Annotated in this window: 21 protein-coding genes; 19 read left to right on the plus strand and 2 right to left on the minus strand. The window is 53.7% G+C overall.

Features of this window, described 5'->3' with window-relative positions; genetic code table 11:
• Positions 1-240: 240 nt before the first annotated feature.
• The 5 genes from araF to otsA all read left to right on the plus strand — a co-directional run bounded on the left by araF (position 241) and on the right by otsA (position 6188).
• Entirely contained in the window at positions 241-1230 is a 990-nt protein-coding gene (gene araF, locus JM656_RS09160; RefSeq protein ID WP_203360883.1) for an arabinose ABC transporter substrate-binding protein AraF, read from the plus strand.
• Between the two features lie 81 nt (positions 1231-1311).
• Entirely contained in the window at positions 1312-2826 is a 1515-nt protein-coding gene (gene araG / locus JM656_RS09165; RefSeq protein ID WP_203360884.1) for an L-arabinose ABC transporter ATP-binding protein AraG, read from the plus strand.
• 14 nt (positions 2827-2840) lie between these two features.
• Entirely contained in the window at positions 2841-3827 is a 987-nt protein-coding gene (araH, locus tag JM656_RS09170; RefSeq protein ID WP_203361258.1) for an arabinose ABC transporter permease AraH, read from the plus strand.
• Positions 3828-3991: 164 nt separating this feature from the next.
• Entirely contained in the window at positions 3992-4795 is an 804-nt protein-coding gene (gene otsB, locus JM656_RS09175; RefSeq protein WP_203360885.1) for a trehalose-phosphatase, read from the plus strand.
• On the plus strand, positions 4770-6188 hold the full coding sequence (gene otsA, locus JM656_RS09180) for an alpha,alpha-trehalose-phosphate synthase (RefSeq protein ID WP_203360886.1): 1419 nt from the start codon (positions 4770-4772) through the stop codon (positions 6186-6188). Before otsB ends, otsA begins: the two co-directional genes overlap by 26 nt.
• Before the next feature lie 17 nt (positions 6189-6205).
• Here otsA and uspC read toward each other — a convergent pair whose 3' ends face one another.
• Positions 6206-6634, minus strand: coding sequence for a universal stress protein UspC (gene uspC / locus JM656_RS09185; protein ID WP_203360887.1), 429 nt, complete (start codon positions 6632-6634; stop codon positions 6206-6208).
• A 792-nt stretch (positions 6635-7426) separates the two neighbouring features.
• Between uspC and flhD the strand changes: the two genes are divergently transcribed.
• The 6 genes from flhD to cheW all read left to right on the plus strand — a co-directional run bounded on the left by flhD (position 7427) and on the right by cheW (position 12860).
• Entirely contained in the window at positions 7427-7777 is a 351-nt protein-coding gene (gene flhD / locus JM656_RS09190) for a flagellar transcriptional regulator FlhD (protein ID WP_203360888.1), read from the plus strand.
• Entirely contained in the window at positions 7774-8358 is a 585-nt protein-coding gene (gene flhC / locus JM656_RS09195; RefSeq protein ID WP_203361259.1) for a flagellar transcriptional regulator FlhC, read from the plus strand. Before flhD ends, flhC begins: the two co-directional genes overlap by 4 nt.
• A gap of 124 nt (positions 8359-8482) precedes the next feature.
• A complete protein-coding gene (gene motA, locus JM656_RS09200) occupies positions 8483-9373 on the plus strand; it encodes a flagellar motor stator protein MotA (RefSeq protein WP_203360889.1) in 891 nt (296 codons plus the stop codon).
• On the plus strand, positions 9370-10299 hold the full coding sequence (motB, locus tag JM656_RS09205) for a flagellar motor protein MotB (RefSeq protein WP_203360890.1): 930 nt from the start codon (positions 9370-9372) through the stop codon (positions 10297-10299). Before motA ends, motB begins: the two co-directional genes overlap by 4 nt.
• A 4-nt stretch (positions 10300-10303) precedes the next feature.
• Positions 10304-12334, plus strand: a complete 2031-nt coding sequence (gene cheA, locus JM656_RS09210) for a chemotaxis protein CheA (RefSeq protein ID WP_203360891.1) — start codon at positions 10304-10306, stop codon at positions 12332-12334.
• 22 nt (positions 12335-12356) lie between these two features.
• Entirely contained in the window at positions 12357-12860 is a 504-nt protein-coding gene (gene cheW, locus JM656_RS09215) for a chemotaxis protein CheW (RefSeq protein WP_203360892.1), read from the plus strand.
• A 691-nt stretch (positions 12861-13551) separates the two neighbouring features.
• Here cheW and JM656_RS09220 read toward each other — a convergent pair.
• Positions 13552-14823: a dicarboxylate/amino acid:cation symporter gene (locus tag JM656_RS09220; protein WP_203361260.1), complete on the minus strand. Its 1272-nt coding sequence runs from the start codon at positions 14821-14823 to the stop codon at positions 13552-13554.
• 437 nt (positions 14824-15260) lie between these two features.
• Between JM656_RS09220 and JM656_RS09225 the strand changes: the two genes are divergently transcribed.
• The 8 genes from JM656_RS09225 (at position 15261) to JM656_RS09260 (ending at position 24228) form a co-directional block, all read left to right on the plus strand.
• Positions 15261-15821 carry a spore coat protein U domain-containing protein gene (locus tag JM656_RS09225; RefSeq protein WP_238929238.1) on the plus strand — a complete coding sequence of 187 codons (561 nt, stop codon included), beginning with the start codon at positions 15261-15263 and terminating at the stop codon, positions 15819-15821.
• Between the two features lie 86 nt (positions 15822-15907).
• Positions 15908-16375, plus strand: coding sequence for a spore coat U domain-containing protein (locus tag JM656_RS09230; RefSeq protein WP_238929240.1), 468 nt, complete (start codon positions 15908-15910; stop codon positions 16373-16375).
• 15 nt (positions 16376-16390) lie between these two features.
• A complete protein-coding gene (locus JM656_RS09235) occupies positions 16391-17146 on the plus strand; it encodes a molecular chaperone (protein WP_203360895.1) in 756 nt (251 codons plus the stop codon).
• On the plus strand, positions 17122-19512 hold the full coding sequence (locus JM656_RS09240; protein ID WP_203360896.1) for a fimbria/pilus outer membrane usher protein: 2391 nt from the start codon (positions 17122-17124) through the stop codon (positions 19510-19512). The genes JM656_RS09235 and JM656_RS09240 overlap by 25 nt, the downstream gene beginning before the upstream one ends.
• A complete protein-coding gene (locus tag JM656_RS09245; RefSeq protein ID WP_203360897.1) occupies positions 19509-20474 on the plus strand; it encodes a spore coat U domain-containing protein in 966 nt (321 codons plus the stop codon). Before JM656_RS09240 ends, JM656_RS09245 begins: the two co-directional genes overlap by 4 nt.
• Before the next feature lie 82 nt (positions 20475-20556).
• A complete protein-coding gene (gene tar / locus JM656_RS09250; protein ID WP_203360898.1) occupies positions 20557-22218 on the plus strand; it encodes a methyl-accepting chemotaxis protein II in 1662 nt (553 codons plus the stop codon).
• A gap of 97 nt (positions 22219-22315) precedes the next feature.
• Positions 22316-23182 carry a protein-glutamate O-methyltransferase CheR gene (gene cheR, locus JM656_RS09255; RefSeq protein ID WP_203360899.1) on the plus strand — a complete coding sequence of 289 codons (867 nt, stop codon included), beginning with the start codon at positions 22316-22318 and terminating at the stop codon, positions 23180-23182.
• Complete coding sequence (locus tag JM656_RS09260; RefSeq protein ID WP_203360900.1) at positions 23179-24228, plus strand: chemotaxis response regulator protein-glutamate methylesterase; 1050 nt, start codon at positions 23179-23181, stop codon at positions 24226-24228. The genes cheR and JM656_RS09260 overlap by 4 nt, the downstream gene beginning before the upstream one ends.
• The last annotated feature ends 5 nt before the right edge of the window (positions 24229-24233 follow it).

Consider the following 24233-nt stretch of genomic DNA (forward strand, 5'->3'; position numbering starts at 1 on the left):
TTTTATTTGTCTGACAAATTCCCATTTTCTTATGTCATTTCCCGCTAAATTTATGCACGCAATTACTGTAATTCTGTGATGTGATGCCGCTCTCCTATGGAGAATCAATTTCCCGCTAAAACTTATTCCAGCACTGGCATTAATCGTCGATATAAATGGTAATGCCTTGTTTTTCGTCTGAATTACAAAAAACCGTTCGTTTTTACCCTACATAAAAGAACGCTAAAGCTGGAGTTAACCATGCACAAATTCACTAAAGCGCTGGCGGCCATTGGCCTGGCTGCCGTTATGTCACAATCCGCTATTGCAGAAACCATGAAGCTCGGTTTTCTGGTGAAACAGCCAGAAGAACCCTGGTTCCAGACGGAGTGGAAATTTGCTGATAAAGCCGGAAAAGATTTGGGTTTTGAAGTGATTAAAATTGCCGTCCCGGATGGCGAGAAGACCCTGAATGCCATCGACAGCCTGGCCGCCAGCGGCGCGAAAGGGTTTGTTATTTGTACACCGGATCCGAAACTCGGCTCGGCAATCGCTGCCAAGGCGCGCGGTTACGACATGAAAGTCATCGCGGTGGACGACCAGTTTGTTAACGCCAAAGGCAAGCCGATGGACACCGTTCCTCTGGTCATGATGGCGGCGACTAAAATTGGCGAGCGTCAGGGCGAAGAGCTGTACAAAGAGATGCAGAAACGCGGTTGGGATGTGAAAGAGACTGCGGTAATGGCAATCACGGCAAACGAGCTGGATACCGCACGTCGCCGTACCGGTGGCTCAATGGAAGCACTGAAAGCCGCCGGCTTCCCGGAAAAACAGATCTACCAGGTGCCGACGAAATCCAATGACATCCCTGGTGCATTTGATGCCGCAAACTCCATGCTGGTTCAGCATCCAGAAGTGAAACACTGGCTGATTGTCGGTATGAACGACAATACCGTACTGGGCGGCGTGCGCGCGACGGAAGGCCAGGGGTTTAAAGCAGCCGATGTCATCGGTATCGGTATCAACGGCGTGGATGCGGTCAGTGAACTGTCCAAGGCACAAGCGACCGGCTTCTACGGTTCGCTGCTGCCAAGCCCGGACGTACATGGCTATAAATCCAGCGAAATGCTCTACAACTGGGTGACCAAAGGCGCTGAACCGCCAAAATTCACTGAAGTCACTGACGTGGTGTTGATCACCCGTGACAACTTCAAAGAAGAATTGGCCAAAAAAGGGTTAGGCGGTAAGTAATCGGCAGTAGAAAACACTCTCTGTCGCTGCGGCGGCAGAGGGTTTGATTAACGACTAACGACCCAGATTCACGGAGACGTTATGCAACAGTCTACCCCGTATCTCTCATTTCGCGGCATTGGAAAAACCTTTCCTGGCGTCAAAGCGCTAACGGATATCAGTTTTGACTGTTATGCCGGTCAGGTGCATGCGCTGATGGGTGAAAATGGCGCCGGGAAATCAACACTCTTAAAAATTCTCAGCGGTAATTACGCGCCTACCACGGGTTCTTTGGCGATTCTTGGGCAGGAGGTCACCTTTGCTGACACCACTGCCGCATTGAACGCCGGTGTCGCTATAATTTACCAGGAATTACATCTCGTGCCGGAAATGACCGTCGCGGAGAATATCTATCTAGGTCAATTGCCGCATAAAGGCGGAATTGTAAACCGTTCGCTGCTTAATTATGAGGCCGGGCTGCAGCTAAAACATCTGGGGATGGATATTGATCCTGATACCCCGCTGAAATATCTCTCAATCGGGCAGTGGCAGATGGTGGAGATCGCCAAAGCGCTGGCGCGTAATGCCAAAATTATCGCCTTTGATGAACCGACCAGCTCACTTTCAGCCAGAGAGATTGAGAACTTATTCCGCGTCATTCGTGAACTGCGTAAAGAAGGCCGCATCATTCTCTACGTTTCGCACCGTATGGAAGAAATTTTCGCGCTGAGCGACGCCATTACCGTGTTCAAAGATGGCCGCTATGTCAAAACATTTGCCGACATGCAGCAGGTGAACCACGACGCGTTAGTACAGGCGATGGTGGGGCGCGATCTCGGTGATATTTACGGTTGGGAATCAAGGCCCTATGGCGCAGAGCGTTTGCGTCTGCATGAGGTGAAAGCGCCTGGCGTAAGGACTCCGATCAGTTTATCGGTGCGCAGCGGCGAGATTGTCGGGCTGTTTGGCCTGGTCGGCGCCGGACGCAGTGAGTTGATGAAAGGGTTGTTCGGCGGCACGCGTATCACTGAAGGTCAGGTGTATATCGATGAAAAACCGATTGATATCCGCAAGCCAGCTAATGCCATTGCGGCAGGCATGATGCTATGCCCGGAAGACCGTAAAGCCGAGGGGATCATCCCGGTGCATTCTGTACGCGACAATATCAACATCAGCGCGCGTCGTAAGCATGTCCGGGGCGGGTGCCTTATCAACAACAGTTGGGAAGAGACCAACGCTGACCACCATATTCATTCACTGAACATTAAAACACCGGGAGCGGAGCAACTGATCATGAACCTCTCCGGCGGGAATCAGCAAAAGGCGATTCTGGGGCGCTGGCTGTCGGAAGAGATGAAAGTCATTTTGCTTGATGAACCAACACGCGGCATAGATGTGGGCGCAAAACACGAAATCTATAACGTTATCTACGCCCTGGCGGCGCGGGGCGTTGCTGTGTTGTTTGCCTCCAGTGATTTGCCGGAGGTTCTGGGCGTCGCCGACCGTATTGTGGTGATGAGGGAAGGTGAGATCGCCGGTGAATTGCTTCACAAACAGGCGGATGAACGGCAGGCTTTGAGCCTTGCTATGCCAAAAGTCAGCCAGGCAGTCGCCTGAGTAAGGAGAGTATGATGTCTTCTGTATCTACATCGGGATCTGGCGCGCCTAAGTCGCCGTTTAACCCTGGTCGCATTTGGGATCAGTACGGAATGTTGGTTGTGTTCGCGGTACTGTTCCTGGCCTGCGCTATTTTTGTGCCAAACTTTGCCTCCTTTATTAATATGAAGGGGCTGGGGCTGGCTATCTCAATGTCAGGCATGGTGGCCTGCGGGATGTTGTTCTGTCTGGCATCCGGCGATTTCGACCTCTCTGTCGCCTCCGTAATTGCCTGCGCCGGGGTAACGACTGCAGTGGTCATCAACATGACCGAAAGCCTGTGGATCGGCGTGGCGGCAGGGCTGCTGCTCGGCGTGCTGTGTGGTCTGGTGAACGGTTTCGTGATTGCCCGCTTAAAGATCAACGCCCTGATTACCACGCTTGCGACGATGCAGATTGTGCGCGGCCTGGCGTATATCATTTCTGACGGGAAAGCGGTCGGTATTGAAGACGAGCGTTTCTTTACCCTCGGCTATGCTAACTGGTTCGGGCTGCCTGCACCGATCTGGTTAACGGTCGCTTGTCTGATAATCTTTGGTCTGCTGCTGAACAAAACCACCTTTGGCCGTAATACGCTGGCGATTGGCGGTAATGAAGAAGCGGCGCGCCTGGCCGGGGTTCCGGTTGTTCGCACCAAAATCATCATCTTTGTGCTCTCGGGGTTGGTTTCTGCTGCGGCAGGCATCATTCTGGCATCGCGTATGACCAGCGGCCAGCCGATGACTTCGATTGGTTACGAGCTGATTGTGATTTCTGCCTGTGTACTTGGGGGCGTTTCCCTCAAAGGCGGCATCGGGAAAATCTCATATGTGGTGGCCGGGGTGTTGATTCTGGGGACCGTGGAAAATGCCATGAACCTTCTGAATATTTCTCCTTTCGCGCAGTACGTAGTTCGTGGCTTGATCCTGCTGGCCGCGGTGATCTTCGACCGTTACAAACAAAAAGCGAAACGTACTGTGTAACGTTTTTATCAGTCAACTTTTTAGTATAGTACCCTCTGATCGCCAGCCCCTAATAAGGCTGGCGATTGTCTTTCAAAATGGCGAGCATTGTCACACTGTCTATACTTACATGCTAATGGGGGCGCTTTTCGCCTTCCAAAAACCATGATAAGGAGGAGAACAGGGTGACAGACTTGTTAACCGTATCCCCTGAATTATCTGCAAACCATGCCTGGTTTTTTGACCTTGATGGAACCCTGGCTGAGATCAGACCGCACCCCGATCAGGTGACGATACCGGACGACATTCTCCAGATGCTACACCGCCTGGCCATGCAGAATGCGGGAGCACTGGCATTGATTTCAGGGCGTTCGATAGTTGAACTTGACGCGCTGACAACCCCTTTTCGTTTTCCGCTTGCCGGAGTACACGGAGCCGAGCGCCGTGATATCCATGGTCAAACCCACATCGTGACGCTGCCACAGGCGTTAAAACGTGACGTCTACAACCAGTTATCTGCGGCGCTGGAAAACCTGCCTGGCGCTGAACTGGAAAGCAAAAGCATGGCGTTCGCGCTGCATTACCGACAGGCGCCGCAGCATGAAGCGGCGTTACTGATGCTGGCGAAACGCATTACCGCCCGCTGGCCGCAGTTAGCGCTACAACCGGGTAAATGTGTGCTGGAGATTAAACCCCGGGGGAGTGACAAAGGTGGAGCCATTGCCGCATTTATGCAGGAGGCTCCCTTTGCAGGCCGTATTCCCCTGTTTGTAGGTGACGATCTTACCGATGAAGCGGGGTTTGCGGTGGTGAATCGGGCGGGCGGCATGTCGATCAAAGTCGGCTGCGGAGAGACACAGGCCAACTGGAGTTTAACCAGCGTGACTGACGTCTGGCGTTGGCTGGAACAGATCCATAATCCACAACAAAAACAAAAATCAGCGAGTGACAGGAGAGATGGCTATGAGTCGTTTAGTCGTAGTATCTAATCGAATTGCTCCCCCCGATAATAAAGGCAGTGCTGGCGGGCTGGCGGTTGGTGTACTGGGCGCTCTGAAAGCAACGGGGGGGCTGTGGTTCGGCTGGAGTGGGGAGACGGGGGACGAAGATAAACCGTTAAAAAAAGTGACGCGCGGGAATATGACCTGGGCGTCTTTTAATCTGAGCGAGCAGGACTACGAAGAGTATTACTGCCAGTTTTCTAACGCTGTTCTGTGGCCTGCATTTCATTACCGGCTGGACTTAGTGCAATTTCAGCGCAATGCCTGGGAGGGATATCTGCGGGTCAATGCGTTGCTGGCGGACAAACTGCTGCCGCTGTTGCACGAAGACGACATGATCTGGGTTCACGACTATCACTTGCTGCCGTTTGCCAGCGAATTGCGCCAGCGTGGCGTGAATAACCGTATTGGCTTTTTTCTGCATATTCCGTTCCCGACACCCGAAATTTTTAACGCCTTGCCGCCCCACGATTCGCTGCTGGAGCAGATGTGTGATTTCGATTTACTCGGATTCCAGACCGAAAACGACCGACTGGCTTTTCTGGACTGTCTGGCGAGTCAGACCCGAGTCACCACACGCAGTCGACGTCATACGGCGTGGGGCAAAGCATTTTGTACCGACGTGTACCCGATTGGCATTGCGCCGGAAGAGATTGCTCAGCAGGCGAAAGGCGCGCTGCCGCCAAAACTGGCGCAGTTGAAGGCGGAACTGAAGAATGTGCAGAACATTTTTTCTGTCGAGCGACTGGACTATTCCAAAGGGTTGCCCGAGCGTTTTCAGGCTTATGAGGCGCTGCTGGAGCATTACCCCCAGCATCACGGCAACATTCGCTATACGCAAATTGCGCCGACGTCGCGTGGTGATGTACAGGCATATCAGGATATTCGTCACCAACTGGAGACGGAAGCAGGGCGGATCAATAGCAAATACGGTCAACTGGGCTGGACGCCGCTCTACTATCTGAACCAACATTTTGATCGTAAGCTGCTGATGAAAGTATTTCGTTACTCTGATGTGGGGCTGGTGACGCCACTACGGGATGGCATGAACCTGGTGGCGAAGGAATATGTTGCCGCTCAGGACCCCGCCAACCCTGGCGTACTGGTGCTTTCGCAGTTTGCCGGCGCCGCAAACGAACTGACATCCGCGTTAATCGTTAATCCGTATGACAGGGACGAAGTCGCCGCCGCGTTGGATCGCGCATTAACCATGCCCCTTGCTGAGCGTATTTTGCGGCATGCGGAAATGCTAGCGGTGATAATCAAAAATGATATCCATAACTGGCAGGAACGCTTTATTCACGACCTGAAGGAAGTTGCGCCGCGCAACGCCGAGAGTCAGCAGCGGAACAAAGTCGCGACCTTTCCTAAACTGGCCTGATATTCCCTCAGCGGCGTTTATTCTCCCGCCAGCGGAACCAGCAAAACATCTACCTGACTGGTGCTGATGACACTTTTCGCAGAGCAGGAGGCTCGCGAAAAGAAACTGCGGTTATGATTTCCGTAAATGACCAAATCCACCGCATGTTTTCGGCACACATCCAGAATATGTTCGTTAAGCTCCCCATAAGTGATAAAGGTTTGCTCAATGGGATAACCCGCGTCGCGACTGAGTGTATTAAGAAAATCCTGTGTCTCCTCCTGCATCACCTCGCGTAAATCCTCCAGCATCGGCGCAGCGAACTGGTTATAGATCTCAGGATCGGAGGCAAGAGTAATCAAACTAATGCGGGCGTTTACAGGGCGCGCGATGGAAACGGCTTTGGCTAAAAGTTGGCGGCTTTCTGGCGTAACGGCAACGGCGACAAGAATATGGGTGTAGCTCATAACTCGCTCCTTAATTGCAAGAATATGAGGTGGTAGTTCAGCTTTACTCTGTTTAAACCAATACTGCAACGCTTTGAGAGGGCAATTGTGTGAGGGTTATCATAATTATTCATTAGATAATCTTATGATTGAAATCGTCACAAAAATCACCAGCAAGACATTATTGTGTAATTTAAATTAAATTTTGTGGGTATGAAAATGAAATGTTAATTGCAATGTAACAAAAATTAACATATAACCTATGGTAACTATGGGGTATTAATTAACTCATCTTAATAGTTAAGTTATTGTTTTATTAGAATTAAATATTGCCCCTCATAAAACAACATACCCAATTATTTTATATTTTCATAAAGTGACATTCACTTTATGAAACAAGTGGCGTTTGTCTATTTATTGAACGTCTGGTCGGAGCTCTGGAATACAAAGTGTGTTCAATTGGTGAATAAACACACAAAATAAAAGCTTAACTGATGGGTTTATGTTAAGTATTTGGGTAATTTTGTGACGTAGATCACATATTTTTCAAATTCGCAGCCCCGCTCCGTTGTATGTGTCGGTGGTGGCGAGTAGAGTTGCGTCGAATTAGGAAAAATCTTAGGTATTTGTAAGAATTGATTAAAACGTGTAAATGGCGAGTGTTCCCAGGAGGGAGTGCTTTCCAGTGCGCGTTTGTACCTGAACACTGCTATGTATTTGACCTTTTTGATTTTTTTACCGGGAATTCCCGGCAACATCACGGGGTGCGGTTTTACCGCATAAAAATAAAATGGGTTATTCTGGATGGGAACAATGCACACATCCGAGTTGCTGAAACATATCTATGACATCAATTTGTCATACTTTCTTCTCGCACAGCGTCTGATCGTACAGGACAAAGCATCCGCGATGTTCCGCCTGGGTATCAGTGAAGAGATGGCGAACACGCTGGGGACTTTAACGCTTCCGCAAATGGTCAAGCTGGCCGAAACAAATCAATTAGTATGTCATTTCCGCTTTGACAGCTGCCAGACGATCACCCGTCTGACGCAGGATTCGCGTGTCGACGATCTTCAGCAAATTCATACCGGCATCATGCTGTCGACGCGTCTGCTTAACGACGTGAATCAGGCTGAAGATGCGATGCGTAAGAAAAGGGCCTGATGATGAGCGAAAAAAGCATTGTTCAGGAAGCGCGCGATATCCAGTTAGCCATGGAATTGATCACGCTTGGCGCCCGTTTGCAAATGCTGGAAAGCGAAACACAGTTAAGTCGTGGTCGTCTCATCAAGCTGTACAAAGAATTACGCGGCAGTCCTCCGCCAAAAGGGATGCTTCCGTTTTCCACCGACTGGTTTATGACATGGGAGCAGAATATTCATGCTTCCATGTTTTGTAACGCCTGGCAGTTCTTGCTCAAAACAGGGTTATGCAGCGGCGTGGATGCCGTGATCAAAGCGTATCGACTTTACCTGGAGCAGTGCCCGCAACCGGAAGAGGGGCCGCTGCTCGCGCTAACCCGTGCCTGGACACTTGTGCGTTTTGTTGAAAGTGGTTTGCTTGAATTGTCGCGCTGCAATTGCTGTGACGGTAATTTTATCACCCACGCACACCAGCCTCCGGGCAGCTTTGCCTGCAGTTTATGCCAGCCTCCTTCCCGCGCCGTAAAAAGACGTAAACTTTCCCGTAATGCTGCCGATATTATTCCACAACTGCTGGATGAACAGATCGAACAGGCTGTTTAACCGATACGGTGTGGACAAACACTCCAGCAGCGGTAAGCGATTACCGCTGCTTTTTTTTGTCTCGCGTACGCGTTAATGCCCCGACTGCGCATCCTGCCATAGTCAACAGCGGAAGGATGATGTCGTGCTTATCTTATTAGGATACCTGGTGGTTATCGGTACAGTTTTCGGCGGTTATGTGATGACCGGCGGACACCTTGGGGCACTCTATCAACCAGCTGAACTGGTCATCATCGGTGGCGCGGGTATAGGGGCGTTTATTGTCGGTAATAACGGCAAAGCCATCAAAGGGACGATGAAAGCGATCCCGTTACTGTTTCGACGTTCGAAATACACGAAAGCAATGTATATGGATTTGCTGGCGCTGCTCTATCGCCTGATGGCCAAGTCGCGCCAGCAGGGGATGTTCTCGCTGGAACGTGATATTGAAAATCCAGGAGAAAGTGAAATTTTTGCCAGCTATCCGCGCATTCTCGCCGACGCGGTAATGCTTGATTTTATTGTCGATTATTTGCGTCTGATTATCAGCGGCAACATGAATACCTTCGAAATTGAAGCGTTGATGGATGAAGAAATTGAGACTCACGAAAGCGAGTCAGAAGTCCCGGCCAACAGTCTGGCGTTAGTCGGCGATTCATTACCGGCGTTTGGCATCGTGGCGGCGGTGATGGGGGTGGTGCATGCACTGGCTTCCGCTGACCGTCCGGCTGCTGAACTCGGCGCACTGATTGCGCATGCGATGGTGGGAACATTCCTCGGGATCTTATTGGCTTATGGGTTTATTTCACCGCTGGCCAGCGTCCTGCGCCAGAAGAGTGCGGAAACCAGCAAAATGATGCAGTGCGTGAAGGTCACTCTGCTCTCGAACCTGAACGGCTATGCGCCGCCGATCGCCGTCGAATTTGGCCGAAAAACGCTCTATTCCAGTGAACGTCCGTCATTTATTGAGCTGGAAGAGCATGTGCGCGCGGTAAGAAACCCGAACCCGCAGCAGACGACGACCGAGGAAGCATGAAAAATCAGGCCCATCCCATCATCGTCGTAAAACGACGAAAACATAAAGGACACGGCGGTGGGGCGCATGGCTCGTGGAAAATCGCCTATGCCGACTTTATGACCGCAATGATGGCGTTTTTTCTGGTCATGTGGCTGATTTCCATCTCCAGTCCGAAAGAGTTGATCCAGATTGCGGAGTATTTTCGCACCCCGCTGGCAACGGCAGTAACCGGCGGTAACCGAATCTCGAACAGTCAAAGTGCCATTCCTGGCGGCGGCGATGACTACACCCAGCACCAGGGGGAAGTTAACAAGCAGCCGAACATTGATGAGCTGAAAAAACGCATGGAGCAAAGCCGTCTGAGTAAGTTGCGCGGCGATCTCGATCAGTTGATTGAATCGGACCCTAAACTGCGCGCGTTACGCCCGCATTTGAAGATTGATCTGGTTCAGGAAGGGCTGCGCATTCAGATTATCGACAGCCAGAATCGCCCAATGTTTAAAACCGGTAGTGCCGACGTTGAGCCGTATATGCGCGATATTCTGCGCGCCATCGCGCCAGTGCTTAACGGCATTCCAAATCGCGTCAGCCTCTCCGGTCACACCGATGACTTCCCTTATGCCAACGGTGAAAAAGGCTACAGCAACTGGGAACTGTCTGCTGACCGCGCCAATGCGTCGCGCCGGGAGTTGGTTAGCGGCGGCCTGGATGACGGGAAAGTGTTACGGGTGGTCGGCATGGCGGCCACAATGCGCCTGAGCGATCGCGGTCCCGGTGACGCCATCAACCGCCGTATCAGCCTGTTGGTGCTCAATAGACAGGCAGAGCAGGCCATTTTGCATGAAAACGCTGAAAGCCAGAATGAGCCGGTAAGTGTCTTACAACAGCCAGCGGCCGTGCCGTCGGCAAGCGTTCCCACATCGCCACCAGCCAATCCGAGGTGATAGCGTGAGCATGGATATTAGCGATTTTTATCAGACATTTTTTGATGAAGCTGACGAGTTGTTGGCTGACATGGAACAGCACCTGCTCGATTTGGTGCCTGAGGCGCCGGATTCAGAGCAACTGAATGCGATCTTTCGTGCCGCGCATTCGATAAAAGGGGGCGCAGGCACGTTTGGTTTTACCGTTTTGCAGGAAACCACCCACTTAATGGAAAACCTGCTGGATGAAGCCCGGCGCGGTGAGATGCAGCTCAATACCGACATTATCAACCTGTTTTTGGAAACGAAAGATATTATGCAGGAACAGCTCGACGCCTATAAAAGCTCTGAACAGCCGGATACCGCAAGCTTCGAATACATCTGCAATGCGTTACGTCAGTTAGCGCTGGAAGCCAAAGGCGAAACAGCGCCTGCCGTGGTGAGCGCCGCCAAACTGAGTGTTGTCGACAGTATGGCGATTCAGGAAGAGACGGCGACGCTGCAGAATAGCGAAGAGACGCAATTGCGCATTGTGCTGTCTCGTCTGAAAGCCAATGAAGTCGATTTACTGGAAGCAGAGCTGAGCAATCTGGCCACCTTAACGGATGTCGTCAAAGAGGCCGATAGCCTCAGTGCGACGCTGGATGGCGGCATTGCGGAAGATGACATTATCGCGGTGCTCTGCTTTGTGATTGAAGCTGACCAGATTGCGTTTGAGCAGGTGCCTGTCACGCCTGCCAGCCATGAGGCGTCACCGGTGGCCGAGGTGTCGCCAGCACAGACTCCGGCGGTCGTTTCTGCGGTGAAGAGCGCGACCCGCGAGCCACAGCCCGCACGTGCGGAACGTGAAAAACCGGCCCGTGCCAGTGAATCGACCAGCATTCGCGTGGCGGTTGAGAAGGTGGATCAACTGATCAACCTGGTGGGCGAACTGGTGATTACCCAGTCGATGTTGGCGCAACGCTCCAACGAGCTTGACCCGGTCAATCACGGCGATCTCATCACTAGCATGGGTCAGTTACAACGTAACGCCCGCGACCTGCAAGAGTCGGTCATGTCGATTCGTATGATGCCGATGGAGTATGTTTTCAGCCGTTTCCCGCGCCTGGTGCGCGATCTGGCAGGCAAGCTGGGCAAGCAGGTTGAGCTGACGCTGATCGGTAGCTCGACGGAACTGGACAAGAGCCTGATTGAACGGATTATCGATCCCCTGACGCACCTGGTGCGCAACAGTCTCGACCACGGTATTGAGTTACCGGAAAAACGCGCCGAATCCGGCAAAAGTGCGGTTGGGAATCTGATCCTTTCTGCGGAACATCAGGGCGGGAATATCTGCATTGAAGTGACCGACGATGGGGCGGGGCTTAACCGTGAACGCATCCTCGCAAAAGCGATGTCGCAAGGGATGGCGATCCACGAAAACATGACCGATGACGAAGTCGGCATGTTGATTTTTGCCCCGGGTTTCTCGACGGCGGAACAGGTGACGGACGTGTCTGGCCGGGGTGTCGGCATGGACGTAGTGAAACGTAACATCCAGGAGATGGGCGGCCACGTTGAGATCCAGTCAAAACAGGGTTCCGGCACCACGATTCGCATTTTGCTCCCGCTGACGCTGGCCATCCTCGACGGCATGTCGGTTCGTGTGGCAAATGAAGTCTTCATTTTACCCCTGAATGCGGTGATGGAGTCGCTCCAGCCGCGTGAAGAAGACTTGCATCCACTGGCGGGCGGCGAACGCGTGCTGGAAGTGCGCGGGGAATATTTGCCGCTGGTGGAACTGTGGAAACTGTTCGATGTGGTTGGCGCGAAAACAGAAGCGACCCAGGGCATTGTGGTTATCCTGCAAAGCGCCGGACGACGTTATGCGCTGCTGGTCGATCAGCTTATTGGTCAGCACCAGGTGGTGGTTAAAAACCTGGAGAGCAACTACCGCAAAGTGCCGGGCATTTCGGCCGCAACCATTCTGGGCGACGGCAGCGTTGCACTGATTGTGGATGTGTCTGCGCTACAGGGTTTAAACCGCGAACAACGTATGGCGATCACCGCCGCCTGATTGAGTGAGAAAGGAAAGAGATATGACCGGTATGAGTAACGTAACCAAACTGGCCGGCGAGCCGTCAGGCCAGGAGTTCCTGGTCTTTACGCTGGGAGACGAAGAGTACGGCATCGACATTCTGAAAGTGCAGGAAATTCGCGGCTACGATCAGGTGACACGCATCGCTAACACGCCATCGTTCATCAAAGGGGTGACCAATCTGCGCGGTGTTATTGTGCCGATTGTTGATCTGCGTGTGAAATTTAGTCAGGGCGACGTCGAATATAACGACAATACGGTGGTGATTGTCCTGAATCTGGGGCAACGCGTCGTCGGTATCGTGGTTGATGGCGTGTCTGATGTGTTGTCGCTGACGGCGGATCAAATTCGCCCGGCTCCGGAGTTTGCCGTGACCTTGTCGACGGAATATCTGACGGGGCTGGGGGCGCTGGACGACCGTATGCTGATTCTGGTGAATATCGAGAAATTGCTGAATAGCGAGGAGATGGCGCTGTTGGATATCGCGGCGTCTCACGTGGCGTAATGCTGCTCAGTTCAGGAATTATCGAGAACCTGTCACTTTGGTGAAGGGTGACGTTCACCTTATGTCCACTGCCTCTCTGAAACCACCCTACCTGTGAACGTGCAAGGGAGGCTCACCGCCGCCTCCCTTGCACCCTGGTGCCCCGGCGGGAAAATCGTCGCTTTCAGATATATTCGCCTTATTCCGTCTGCTCTTCGGGTGTCGGGGTCGAGCCTGCATCCCCGCAGGCCGTCCCTCCGCCCGCGTCCCTGCGGGCGGACCCGGTCAGCCGTCAACGTCTCATCGATTTTCAGCCGGACCGTGGTGTCGCTTCCGCATTCTGACTTTCAGTGATTTCCGTTTGGCTGTTTAACCAAAAACTTAGGTGTCAGGGTGTAGGGAGAGTCCGGCCGAAAATTGCCGACGTGTTTCGTAAGGTCGGGGGAACCCGCAGGGGATGCGGGTTCAGGGCGCGTTTTACAGGGATGTTACCTTCGCGCCCGACCCGGTAGCCTGGAGGAATAAACGGAGGGTACCGCGAAGCGGCAATTTTCCTGCCGGGCCGGGATTGTTAAGGGTGCGGCGATAGCACCCTTAACCCGTTCACGGGGCATGAAATACCAGAGAAGCGAAGAACATAAGGTGAACGGAACCTTGTTCCGGAGTCAAAAATTTCCCAAAAAAAAGCATGACTCCTCAGAGCGTATGACTATCAGGCTTCTACCTGCTCTGTCCCGCTTTCGCGGACATCTTCTTCTTCCAGTAACCCTTCGTCCTGCGCCAGCATGGCCGTGGCGATCCCGTTTCCTAATACGTTAATGGCGGAACGCCCCATATCGAGGAAGTGGTCGATACCCATCAGCAGCAGGATCCCGGCGACAGGAATATTAAAGCTCGGGATCGTGGCCGCCAGGACCACCAGCGCGGAACGCGGTACGCCCGCGATCCCTTTCGACGCCAGCATCAGCGTCAGCATCAACACGGTAATTTCGGCAAAAGAGAGATGAATATTGTAGGCCTGCGCGATAAACATCGAGGCAAATGAGCAGTACACCATCGAGCCGACCAGGTTGAAGGAGTAACCGATCGGCAGAACAAACGACACAATGTTGCGCGAACAGCCGAATTTGGTCAGTTGTTCGAGGGTCTTGGGGTAGGCCGCTTCCGAACTACTGGTCGTGAACGCCACCAGCACAGGATCCTTCAGCATGCTGAGCAGGCGAAACACCTCTTTTTTCAGCACAAGGTATCCCACCGCTAACAACACCATGCAGGTCATCAGGATAGCGGCGTAATAGCCGCCAATAAAGGAGGCGTAGTGAAGTAAAATGCCCAGCCCCTCATTGGCGATAACTGATGAAATGGCGGCAAAAATCGCCAGCGGTGCGACGTACATGACGTAGCCCGTGACCTTCAGCATAATGTGTGAAATCACGTCCAGCGCGGCAACCAGCGGGGCATTGAATTTTTCACCCAGCGACGCGCCACCAATACCGAAAAACAGCGAGAACACGACGATTTGCAAAATTTCATTATCCGCCATCGCCCCTGCAATACTGGTTGGAATGGTATGAGACAAAAAGCCTTTTAAGCTCATGCCACCTACCGCGAGACCGGTATCCACCGATTCCGCAGGGATCGCCAGATTTAACCCGCCGCCCGGTTGCTCAATCATCACGATAAAAAGCCCCACCAGAATGGACAGGACGGAAGAGCTGATAAACCAGATCATCGCTTTCCCTCCCACTCGGCCAATGGTGGCGGTTTCACCCAAACGCATAATTCCTACGGTCAACGTGCTGAACACCAGCGGCGCAATCACCATCTTGATAAGTCTAAGGAAGATATCGGTGAGGAGAGTAATGTTGTCAGACCATGCGGCAATGGTGTCCTGACTGGTGTATGAATGAATTGCCGCCCCCGACAGAATGCCAGCCAGCATGAAGATCACGATAAATAACGTGAGTTTGTTTGCGTTTGCCACTAAAAAGCTCCCAGCTTGATTTAACATTTTATTTTCAGTGACGCATGTCTTTTATTTATTTAGAGGCACTGAAATATTCATTACCTAAATTGGAGTAAAGCGAGGTGGGATACAACTATTTTTTAGTCTTTATCCATTTTGTTGCGTTCTGTTGGGCGTGATTATGTGATCTTGATCGCATAAGAATGAATATATCCTTCTGATACATCATTTTTCATGATGCGACTAAATGTTAATTTTTTGATAATTATGATGTTTTTATGTCAATAGGTCATAAGCATGACCATGCGCTGCGCTGGTGGTTGATTTCTCATACATAAACTAAATTTCAGTTTATCAGTTCGTTAGATCTTTTCCGCGTCTTCTGTTCCTGCCATCCCGGTCTGCTGGGAAAAACGTCGAGGATAGCGATTTCTGGAGGTGAAGTGATGAACAATATGTATCTGATCCTGGGCACCGTTAGCGTGTTTTTGTTGCCTGTACCTTCCGTCCTCGCGCTCTCGAGCAACGGGACGATAGGCGCGACGCTAACGCTGACTAACGGCTGCTTGATCAACGGATCACCCAGCCAGAACGGGATCAATTTCGGTACGCTCGATTTTGGCGCGCATCCGGCGACGTTTTCAGAATTGACGACCCAGTTGACGGGGGCGGGAGGGGGCAACAGCTTTGGCATTCAGTGCACCACGACGGATTACACGGTACAAATCACCGGCAACACGAACTCCTCCGCACCGGGAAATGTGGTGGGGACGCCGGGTACGCCCGCTCGTTATCTCATCAACGCGGCAAACACAACGCAGGGCGTCGCTTACAGCCTGTACAGCGACAGTGGATTCAGTAATGTCATCGACAACAACACCCCTATCCCGAAAACATCGACCACTGCAGGTGTCGATAACTACACCCTGTACGGGCGTATTCAGGGCGGTGGCAACAGCGTCACCGTCGTACCTGGAACCTATACCGACACCATCAATGTCAGCGTAATTTACTGATAAATCAAAAAATGGGCTTTTCATACGCACACTCCTGTATCGGGAGCGGGGGGCTGTTACGCCTGATTCTGGGTCTGTTGGCCAGCATGTGGGGGGCGGCGCAGGCCGTTACCACTCAGTCTTTTCAGCTTAGCGCTACCGTAACGCCGGGCTGTTCCGTCATCACCGGCAGCGGAGGCGTGCTGGGCGCACTCGATTTTGGTACCTACAGCGGGGTAGAAACGCGGCAGGTGAATACTCGCTTTGTGCCGAATGCAGCGCTGTCGCTGGCATGCACGCCGGGAGTGTCGCTCAGTATGAGCATTGATGGAGGACGCAATTTTGCTTCAGTGCGAAATATGCAGCGCTCGGGAGGCACCCAGCGCGTGGCCTATCGTCTCTACAGCTCTCCTTCTCTGGGGGCGAACAGTGAAATCGGCGTTAATCAGCCGGTGTCGGTGGCTTACAGCGATAGCAATAACATTGCACTGCCGTTATTTGGCGTTGCATTTCTGACCGGATTCAGCCCGGCGGGAAACTATTCAGATCAACTTACCGTGACGCTGTCGTGGTAGTAAGGGAGTGATGTGATGAAGATGCGTTTGAATCCGGGGCGACTGTTTGCCCTGACGGCGATGCTGCTGGCACCGGGGGCACACAGCGCAGGGACTATTTTGCTTTGGCCCATCGATCCCTGGCTTGCCGCCGACAGTCAGGCCACCGAACTGTGGATCCAGAATCAGGGCGATTCACCGATGATGATGCAGGTACGTATTGTGCGTTGGCACCAGGACGGGGGATTCGAACGTTATCAGCAACAGCAGGATGTGGTCGCCAGCCCTCCCATTGTGCGTATTGAGAAAGGGAGTAAACAGCTCATCCGTCTGATTAAGCAGGCCACCGTGCCCGCCGGGGTTGAGCAGGCTTACCGCATCATTGTCGATGAAATCCCGCAGCCAGAGAGCGTCAGTGCGCCGCAGATAGGGCTCAACGTACAGATGCGTTATTCATTGCCGCTCTTTGTTTACGGGCAGGGCGTCGCTACCTCGCCTGAAGGGGAATATCACGCGCGTGTAAACGTGCAGCAGCTCAACTGGCGGGTGGTGCAGGAGCAGGGCAAACCACAACTGGAAGTGCATAATCAGAGCGATGTGCATGTCCGTCTCAGCAAAGTGTCGCTGCAGCAAGGGGGGGCGAAGTATACCGTGGCTGAAGGTCTGTTGGGTTATGTTCTGCCCGGCAGTTATCGGCGCTGGCCGCTACCCGCAGGTGTTTCTCACCCTGCAGAGTTAACCTCGGCAGCCAACACGCAGGGTGGTCAATGGCAGTCTGGTCCCGCCAACTGAGTGGTGTGGTGATGACGGCGCTATTGGCCAGTCCCTCCCTTTGCCGGGCGGAGTCGGGGGATGACTCACTGCCACCGCCGCCTGATGCCCGCGCGATGAATACCGACGCGGTCTTCCATCTGGCGCTGATCGTTAATCACTACGATACACAACAGGTGGTGCCAGTGACCCGGCGACAGGGGGACTTTTATGTTGCGAGCGCCGATTTACAGCGTGCCGGACTCCCGCCTGACAAACTTCCGCACGGGGATGTCAACACGTCAAGGTTAGCGCAGGTGCAAACCGAATACGATAGCAGCGGGCAGCGCCTGTTATTGACGGTTCCTCGCGACTGGGTGCCTGAACGGATCATGCATTTTGGCGGTGAGTCGTCGCAGAGTACGCCGCATCACGGGCGTGGTGCGTTACTTAACTATGATTTTTACGCAAGCGATTCTCAACATGGCGGTGGGCAGGCCTCGGTCTGGCATGAACTTCGCTTTTTTAATGATGCGGGATCGTTCTCTTCGACAGGCTATGTGCGCCAGAATCTGGCGGGAAGCCACGATCAGCAAGAGGGCTATGTTCGTTATGACACAGTGTTCACGGCCACTCACGAAGACGATGCCACCCAGTGGCGCATCGGGGATGTGATCAGCGATGCCCTGAGCTGGAGCAACAGTGTGCGAGTGGGCGGTCTTTACTGGGGGCGCGATTTTTCTCTGCGTCCCGATCTTGTGACCTGGCCTCTGCCGGAATTTTCCGGCGAAGCGGCTGTTCCGACATCCGTTGACCTGTTCATTGATGGTTATCGGGCAGGGTCGACGCAACTCCAGCCGGGGCCGTTTACGCTCACCAATCTGCCCTACATTAACGGCGCGGGCGATGCGGTACTGGTCACGCGTGATGCGTTGGGTCGGCAGGTGAGCACGACATTACCGTTTTATGTTGCCAGTGAACTGTTGGCACCTGGTATGAGTGATGGGGCGGCGACCTTGGGGAGCCTGCGGCGTAACTACGGTATCGACAATGCTGACTACGGTCCGGCAGTGGGGAGTGCGACATACCGATATGGCGCCACCGATTTTCTGACGCTGGAAGGACACGGGGAAGCGGCCGAAGAACTGGCACTGGCGGGAGCGGGAGCACTGGTCAAACTGGGGCGTTTTGGGGTGGTGAATGGCGCATGGACGGAAAGCCGCATGCGGGATAAAAGCGGTCATCAGATCAACTGGGGGTATCAGTACAGTACCGCGGCGTTCAGTCTCGCTACACAGCACTCCCGGCGTGAACGGGGGTTTGGCAATCTGGCGCTGTACGATCAGTCTGACGATGCGGATGATGATAATCAACCGCTGGCGTCGTTGAGTCAGCGCAGCGATCAATACTCGCTTACCTTCAATATGGGAACGTTCGGGAATGTCGGTGCGGCATGGATCGATATCCGTAGCTTTGATGCGCAAAAAACGGAATTGCTCAATCTCTCCTGGAGCCGCAATTTGTGGGGGAGCAGCAGCCTGTATCTTGCCGCCAGTCGGGACCGACAACAGGGTGACTGGACACTGGCGATGTCGGTACAAATCCCGCTAGGTGAACGAGACAGCGCCGCTTTCAGCATGGAGAAGACGCCGGATGCGGGGCAAACGCAACGCATTAATTACACCCATTCGATGCCGACCGACGGAGGATTTAGCTGGAATCTGGCATGGGCGCGACAATCGCAAGACAGTGACTACCAGCAGGCGACGCTGGGCTGGCGGAATAACAACGTAGAGTTGCAGGGCGGAACCTACGGCGAGAGTGATGAAATGACCTGGTGGGGCGAAGCAATGGGCTCCCTGGTGCTGATGGACAATCAACTGTTTGCCGCCAACAAGATCAACGATGCTTTTGTGGTGGTCAGCACTGACGGGCATGCCGATGTTCCGGTCAATTATGAAAATCAGCCCATCGGGAAAACCAATGAGAAGGGGTATTTGCTGATCAGCAGCGTTTCGGCCTATTACCCGGCGAATTACAGCATCAATACGCTGAATTTACCGGCGGATATCCAGCTGAAGGAAACTGAACGCAAGGTGGCGTTACGGCGCCAAAGCGGTTATCTGGTGGATTTCCCCATGGAGCAGGAGCGTGTGGCCAGCGTGATTCTGCACGATGAGAACGCTCAACCGTTGCCTGTGGCAAGCCAGGTCATGCGATCGCAACAGAAATCTGCCGTGGTGGGGTACGACGGCATCGTCTGGCTGGAAAATTTAGAGAACGTCACGATCTTGCAGGCGACGACGCCGGACGGCAGACATTGTCAGGCAACGCTTACGCTGGCCGCGAATCCTCAGCATAAACTGCAAACCTATGGCCCGCTTATTTGCCGGAGCGGCCCAGGGTGATCGTTCGGGGGCTGTGGCTGTTAGCGTTATTGGTGATAGCACCGGGCGTTCGGGCGGCGTGCTCGGTTGCGACGACCAGCGGCGCGTTAGGCAGCGTCTCTTCTTTTACCGTGAACAATACTGAACAAACGAGCAGCGCCGATCTGTTGGTGCAATGCGATGTGGTACTGGGATTGCTCAATAACGACACGGTCACGCTGACCTACACGGGAGCATCCGCCACGGTCAGCAATCGGGGGGCATTAAAGCGCGTGGATAACGCTACCCTGGCGGATGCCATTCCGGTTCGGCTGTGCGGCCAATCCAATTGCGCCAATAACAGTGAAATCGCCATTAACGGTAGCTACACCTGGAGCGGGAGCACGCTGCTGGCGTTATTGGGTTCAAAGCGCTTTACTCTGCCGCTCTATTTTCGCACGGTAACGGGGCAAAACGTCAGCGCGGGACCGTATCAGCTCATCTTCAATTTCAACGTTTACTACAATATTTGCCAGGTTGGCGCGCTGGGATTGTGTATTACCAATCAAACCAATACGGTGGCGACGACCTTACCATTGACCCTGACGGTCACCAACGACTGCATCACTATTACCGCGCCGAACGTCAATTTTGGCAGCGCGCCGCTGGTGAAAAACTTTCCCGCGATCGCCCAGTCCGTTTCAGTCACGTGCACTAAAGGCAGTACATACACCGTCGGTATCAATAATGGCAGCAACGCGAGCGGGAATGTCAGAAATATGGCAAGCGGCACTAATCGCCTGAGTTATGAGATTTACAAAGGCAGCACCACTGAGCGATGGGGAAGCAGCGGGACGGAACGCTGGGCCAGTAGCGCCTCGTCCTCACTGAGTTCCGACGGACTACTGCGAACTTACAACTACACGGCCAAAATTTTGAATACGCAAACGACGCCGCCCGCAGGGACGTATACCGACACCGTTGTTGTCGATATTGCGTTCTAGCCCATTTTTTCCTTTTCGCAAATGTAAAGTTCTGCCCCGGGGTGCCGATAACGGAGATAACTCGTTTTCAGGAAGGTGCCTTATGTTTAACCGTATCCGCGTTGTCACAATGCTGATGATGGTGCTGGGGGTTTTCGCACTGCTACAGCTTGTTTCCGGTGGTCTGTTGTTTTCTTCATTGCAGCAGAATCAGCAAAGTTTTGTTATTTCTAACGATTTACGCCAGCAGCAGAGTGAACTTACCTCGACATGGGACCTGATGCTGCAGACACGTATTAACCTGAGTCGCTCTGCCGCGCGCATGATGATGGATGCCAGCAACCAGCAAAGCAGCGCAAAAAGCGATCTGCTGAAGAATGCCAAAAACGTTCTGGCGCAGGCGGCGGCGCATTACAACACGTTCAAGAACATTACGCCTTTGCCTGAAATGGCGGAGGCCAGTGGCAACGTGGATGAGAAATTCCTGCAATACCATGCGGCGCTGGCTGAACTGATCCAGTTCCTGGAGCAGGGCAACATGGACGCGTACTTTGCCCAACCCACCCAGGGGATGCAAAACGCATTGGGCGAGGCGCTGGGTAAATATGCCAGCGTCAGCGAGAAACTGTACCGCCAGGCGTTCGACGAAAGCGCCCGGGATTATCACTTTGCGCAATGGCAGCTTGCCATTCTGGCGGTGGTCCTGGTGCTGATTCTTGTCGTCGTCTGGTACGGCATACGCCATACCTTACTGAATCCGCTCGCAAAAGTGATTGCCCACATTCGCGAAATTGCCAGCGGCGATTTGACGAAGACATTAACCGTCGCCGGGCGTAACGAAATTGGCGAGCTGGCAGGCAGCGTTGATCACATGCAGCGTTCGTTGATTGACACGGTGACCCAGGTTCGCGAAGGTTCTGACGCCATTTATTCCGGCACCAGCGAAATCGCCACCGGTAACACCGATCTCTCTTCGCGCACCGAGCAACAGGCGTCGGCGCTGGAAGAGACCGCCGCCAGCATGGAGCAGCTCACCGCAACGGTGAAACAGAACGCCGACAACGCGCGTCAGGCGTCGCAGCTCGCGCAAAGCGCCTCTGACACGGCGCAGCACGGCGGCAAAGTGGTCGACGGCGTGGTGAACACGATGCACGAGATTGCCGACAGCTCCAAGAAAATCGCCGACATCATCAGCGTTATTGACGGTATTGCTTTTCAGACCAACATCCTGGCGCTGAACGCCGCCGTGGAAGCGGCTCGTGCCGGAGAGCAGGGGCGTGGGTTCGCGGTGGTCGCCGGTGAAGTGCGCAATTTAGCCAGCCGCAGCGCGCAAGCGGCGAAAGAGATTAAAGCACTGATTGAAGACTCCGTGTCGCGGGTCGATACCGGCTCGGTGCTGGTGGAAAGTGCGGGCGAGACGATGAACGACATCGTCAATGCCGTCACGCGCGTCACCGACATCATGGGGGAAATCGCCTCCGCGTCCGACGAGCAGAGCCGCGGTATTGATCAGGTGGCGCTGGCGGTGTCTGAAATGGATCGCGTCACGCAGCAAAACGCTTCGCTGGTGCAGGAGTCTGCGGCTGCTGCGGCAGCGCTCGAAGAGCAGGCCAGTCGTTTAAATATGGCCGTCTCGGCATTCCGGCTGGCGTCACGCCCCCTTGCAACAAAATCGCGTGATGCGCATCGCTCAGGCAATACGCCTCACGCCGCACAATCCCGTCCGCTGACAACGGAACCGGACACCCATTGGGAAACATTCTGATGGTCGTTTAAACCTGAATTGCACATCGTACCACCCTAAGCACCGGCACCGCGAAAAGCGGTGTCGGTTGCATCCTGAATGTGATTGAGAAGGCGCTATGACATCATCTCTGCCCACTGGGCAAACGTCATTATTGTTACAGATGACACAGCGCCTCGCGCTGTCTGACGCGCATTTTCGTCGGATATGTCAATTAATCTACCAGCGCGCGGGTATCGTGCTGGCGGACCACAAGCGGGATATGGTCTATAACCGCCTGGTCCGCCGCTTACGTACGCTGGGACTGGACGACTTTGGTCGTTATCTCAGCACGCTGGAGGCCAACCAAAACAGCGCCGAGTGGCAGGCGTTTATTAACGCACTGACCACCAATCTGACCGCTTTCTTTCGTGAAGCTCATCATTTTCCCGTGTTGGCGGAGCATGCGCGTCGTCGTAACGGCGAATACCGGGTATGGAGCGCGGCGGCCTCCACCGGCGAGGAGCCTTACAGTATCGCCATCACGCTGGCGGACACGCTGGGCACCGCGCCGGGACGCTGGAAAGTGTTTGCCAGCGATATCGACACCGAAGTGCTGGAAAAGGCGAGAAGCGGGATTTATCGCCTTGATGAACTCAAAACGCTCTCGCCACAGCAGTTGCAGCGTTACTTCATGCGGGGAACTGGACCCCATGAAGGGCTGGTGCGCGTGCGTCAGGAACTGGCCAATTACGTCGAGTTTTCCAGCGTTAATTTGCTGGATAAGCAGTACAACGTACCGGAACCGTTTGACGCCATATTTTGCCGTAACGTGATGATCTATTTTGATAAAACCACGCAGCAGGACATTTTGCGCCGTTTTGTTCCACTCCTTAAGCCTGATGGACTGCTGTTTGCCGGTCACTCAGAAAACTTTAGCCACCTCGTGCGCGATTTTTGCCTACGCGGACAAACGGTGTATGCGCTAAGTAAGGATAAAGTATGAGTAAAATCAGGGTATTGTCAGTTGATGATTCCGCGCTTATGCGCCAAATCATGACCGAGATTATAAACAGCCATAGCGACATGGAGATGGTGGCGACGGCGCCCGATCCGTTGGTGGCCCGGGATTTAATCAAGAAATATAACCCCGATGTCCTGACGCTGGATGTCGAAATGCCGCGGATGGACGGTCTCGATTTCCTTGAGAAGTTGATGCGGCTGCGGCCAATGCCCGTGGTGATGGTCTCTTCTCTGACCGGAAAAGGCTCCGAAGTGACCCTGCGCGCGCTGGAGCTGGGGGCGATTGATTTTGTGACCAAACCGCAGCTCGGCATTCGTGAAGGCATGCTGGCCTACAGCGCGATGATTGCGGAAAAAGTGCGGACGGCGTCGCGCGCGCGTCTGGCTGCCCATAAACCGATGGCGGCGCCTGTCACCCTGAAAGCCGGGCCGCTACTCAGTTCGGAAAAATTGATCGCCATTGGCGCCTCAACCGGGGGAACTGAGGCGATACGTCATGTGCTTCAACCGCTGCCGCTCTCCAGCCCGGCGGTGATTATCACGCAGCATATGCCGCCCGGATTTACCCGTTCCTTTGCTGAGCGCCTGAACAAACTGTGTCAGATAGCCGTGAAAGAGGCGGAACACGGCGAGCGAGTGTTACCCGGACACGCCTATATCGCGCCGGGAGACAAGCACATGGAGCTGGCGCGTAGCGGGGCAAACTATCAAATCAAAATTCATGACGGTCCGCCGGTTAACCGGCATCGACCTTCAGTGGATGTGTTGTTTCATTCGGTGGCGATTCATGCGGGGCGCAACGCCGTGGGGGTGATCCTAACGGGGATGGGCAACGATGGCGCGGCGGGGATGTTAGCGATGCACCAGGCTGGCGCCTGGACCATTGCGCAAAATGAAGCAAGTTGTGTGGTGTTCGGCATGCCGCGCGAGGCCATCAATATGGGTGGCGTGAGCGAAGTGGTCGATCTCAGCCAGGTAAGCCAGCAGATGCTGGCGAAAATCAGTGCCGGACAGGCAATACGTATTTGAATCAG

Source organism: Citrobacter sp. R56 (genome assembly GCF_016811995.1).
GTDB classification, from domain to species: domain Bacteria; phylum Pseudomonadota; class Gammaproteobacteria; order Enterobacterales; family Enterobacteriaceae; genus Citrobacter_D; species Citrobacter_D enshiensis.

Bases quoted from the DNA above. Each gene is read 5' to 3' on its own strand.
- araF (WP_203360883.1), top strand. From the start codon at position 241: ATGCACAAATTCACTAAAGCGCTGGCGGCCATTGGCCTGGCTGCCGTT.
- araG (WP_203360884.1), top strand. From the start codon at position 1,312: ATGCAACAGTCTACCCCGTATCTCTCATTTCGCGGCATTGGAAAAACC.
- araH (WP_203361258.1), top strand. From the start codon at position 2,841: ATGTCTTCTGTATCTACATCGGGATCTGGCGCGCCTAAGTCGCCGTTT.
- otsA (WP_203360886.1), top strand. From the start codon at position 4,770: ATGAGTCGTTTAGTCGTAGTATCTAATCGAATTGCTCCCCCCGATAAT.
- uspC (WP_203360887.1), bottom strand. From the start codon at position 6,634: ATGAGCTACACCCATATTCTTGTCGCCGTTGCCGTTACGCCAGAAAGC.
- flhD (WP_203360888.1), top strand. From the start codon at position 7,427: ATGCACACATCCGAGTTGCTGAAACATATCTATGACATCAATTTGTCA.
- motB (WP_203360890.1), top strand. From the start codon at position 9,370: ATGAAAAATCAGGCCCATCCCATCATCGTCGTAAAACGACGAAAACAT.
- cheW (WP_203360892.1), top strand. From the start codon at position 12,357: ATGACCGGTATGAGTAACGTAACCAAACTGGCCGGCGAGCCGTCAGGC.
- JM656_RS09225 (WP_238929238.1), top strand. From the start codon at position 15,261: ATGTATCTGATCCTGGGCACCGTTAGCGTGTTTTTGTTGCCTGTACCT.
- JM656_RS09230 (WP_238929240.1), top strand. From the start codon at position 15,908: ATGTGGGGGGCGGCGCAGGCCGTTACCACTCAGTCTTTTCAGCTTAGC.
- JM656_RS09235 (WP_203360895.1), top strand. From the start codon at position 16,391: ATGAAGATGCGTTTGAATCCGGGGCGACTGTTTGCCCTGACGGCGATG.
- JM656_RS09240 (WP_203360896.1), top strand. From the start codon at position 17,122: ATGGCAGTCTGGTCCCGCCAACTGAGTGGTGTGGTGATGACGGCGCTA.
- tar (WP_203360898.1), top strand. From the start codon at position 20,557: ATGTTTAACCGTATCCGCGTTGTCACAATGCTGATGATGGTGCTGGGG.
- cheR (WP_203360899.1), top strand. From the start codon at position 22,316: ATGACATCATCTCTGCCCACTGGGCAAACGTCATTATTGTTACAGATG.
- JM656_RS09260 (WP_203360900.1), top strand. From the start codon at position 23,179: ATGAGTAAAATCAGGGTATTGTCAGTTGATGATTCCGCGCTTATGCGC.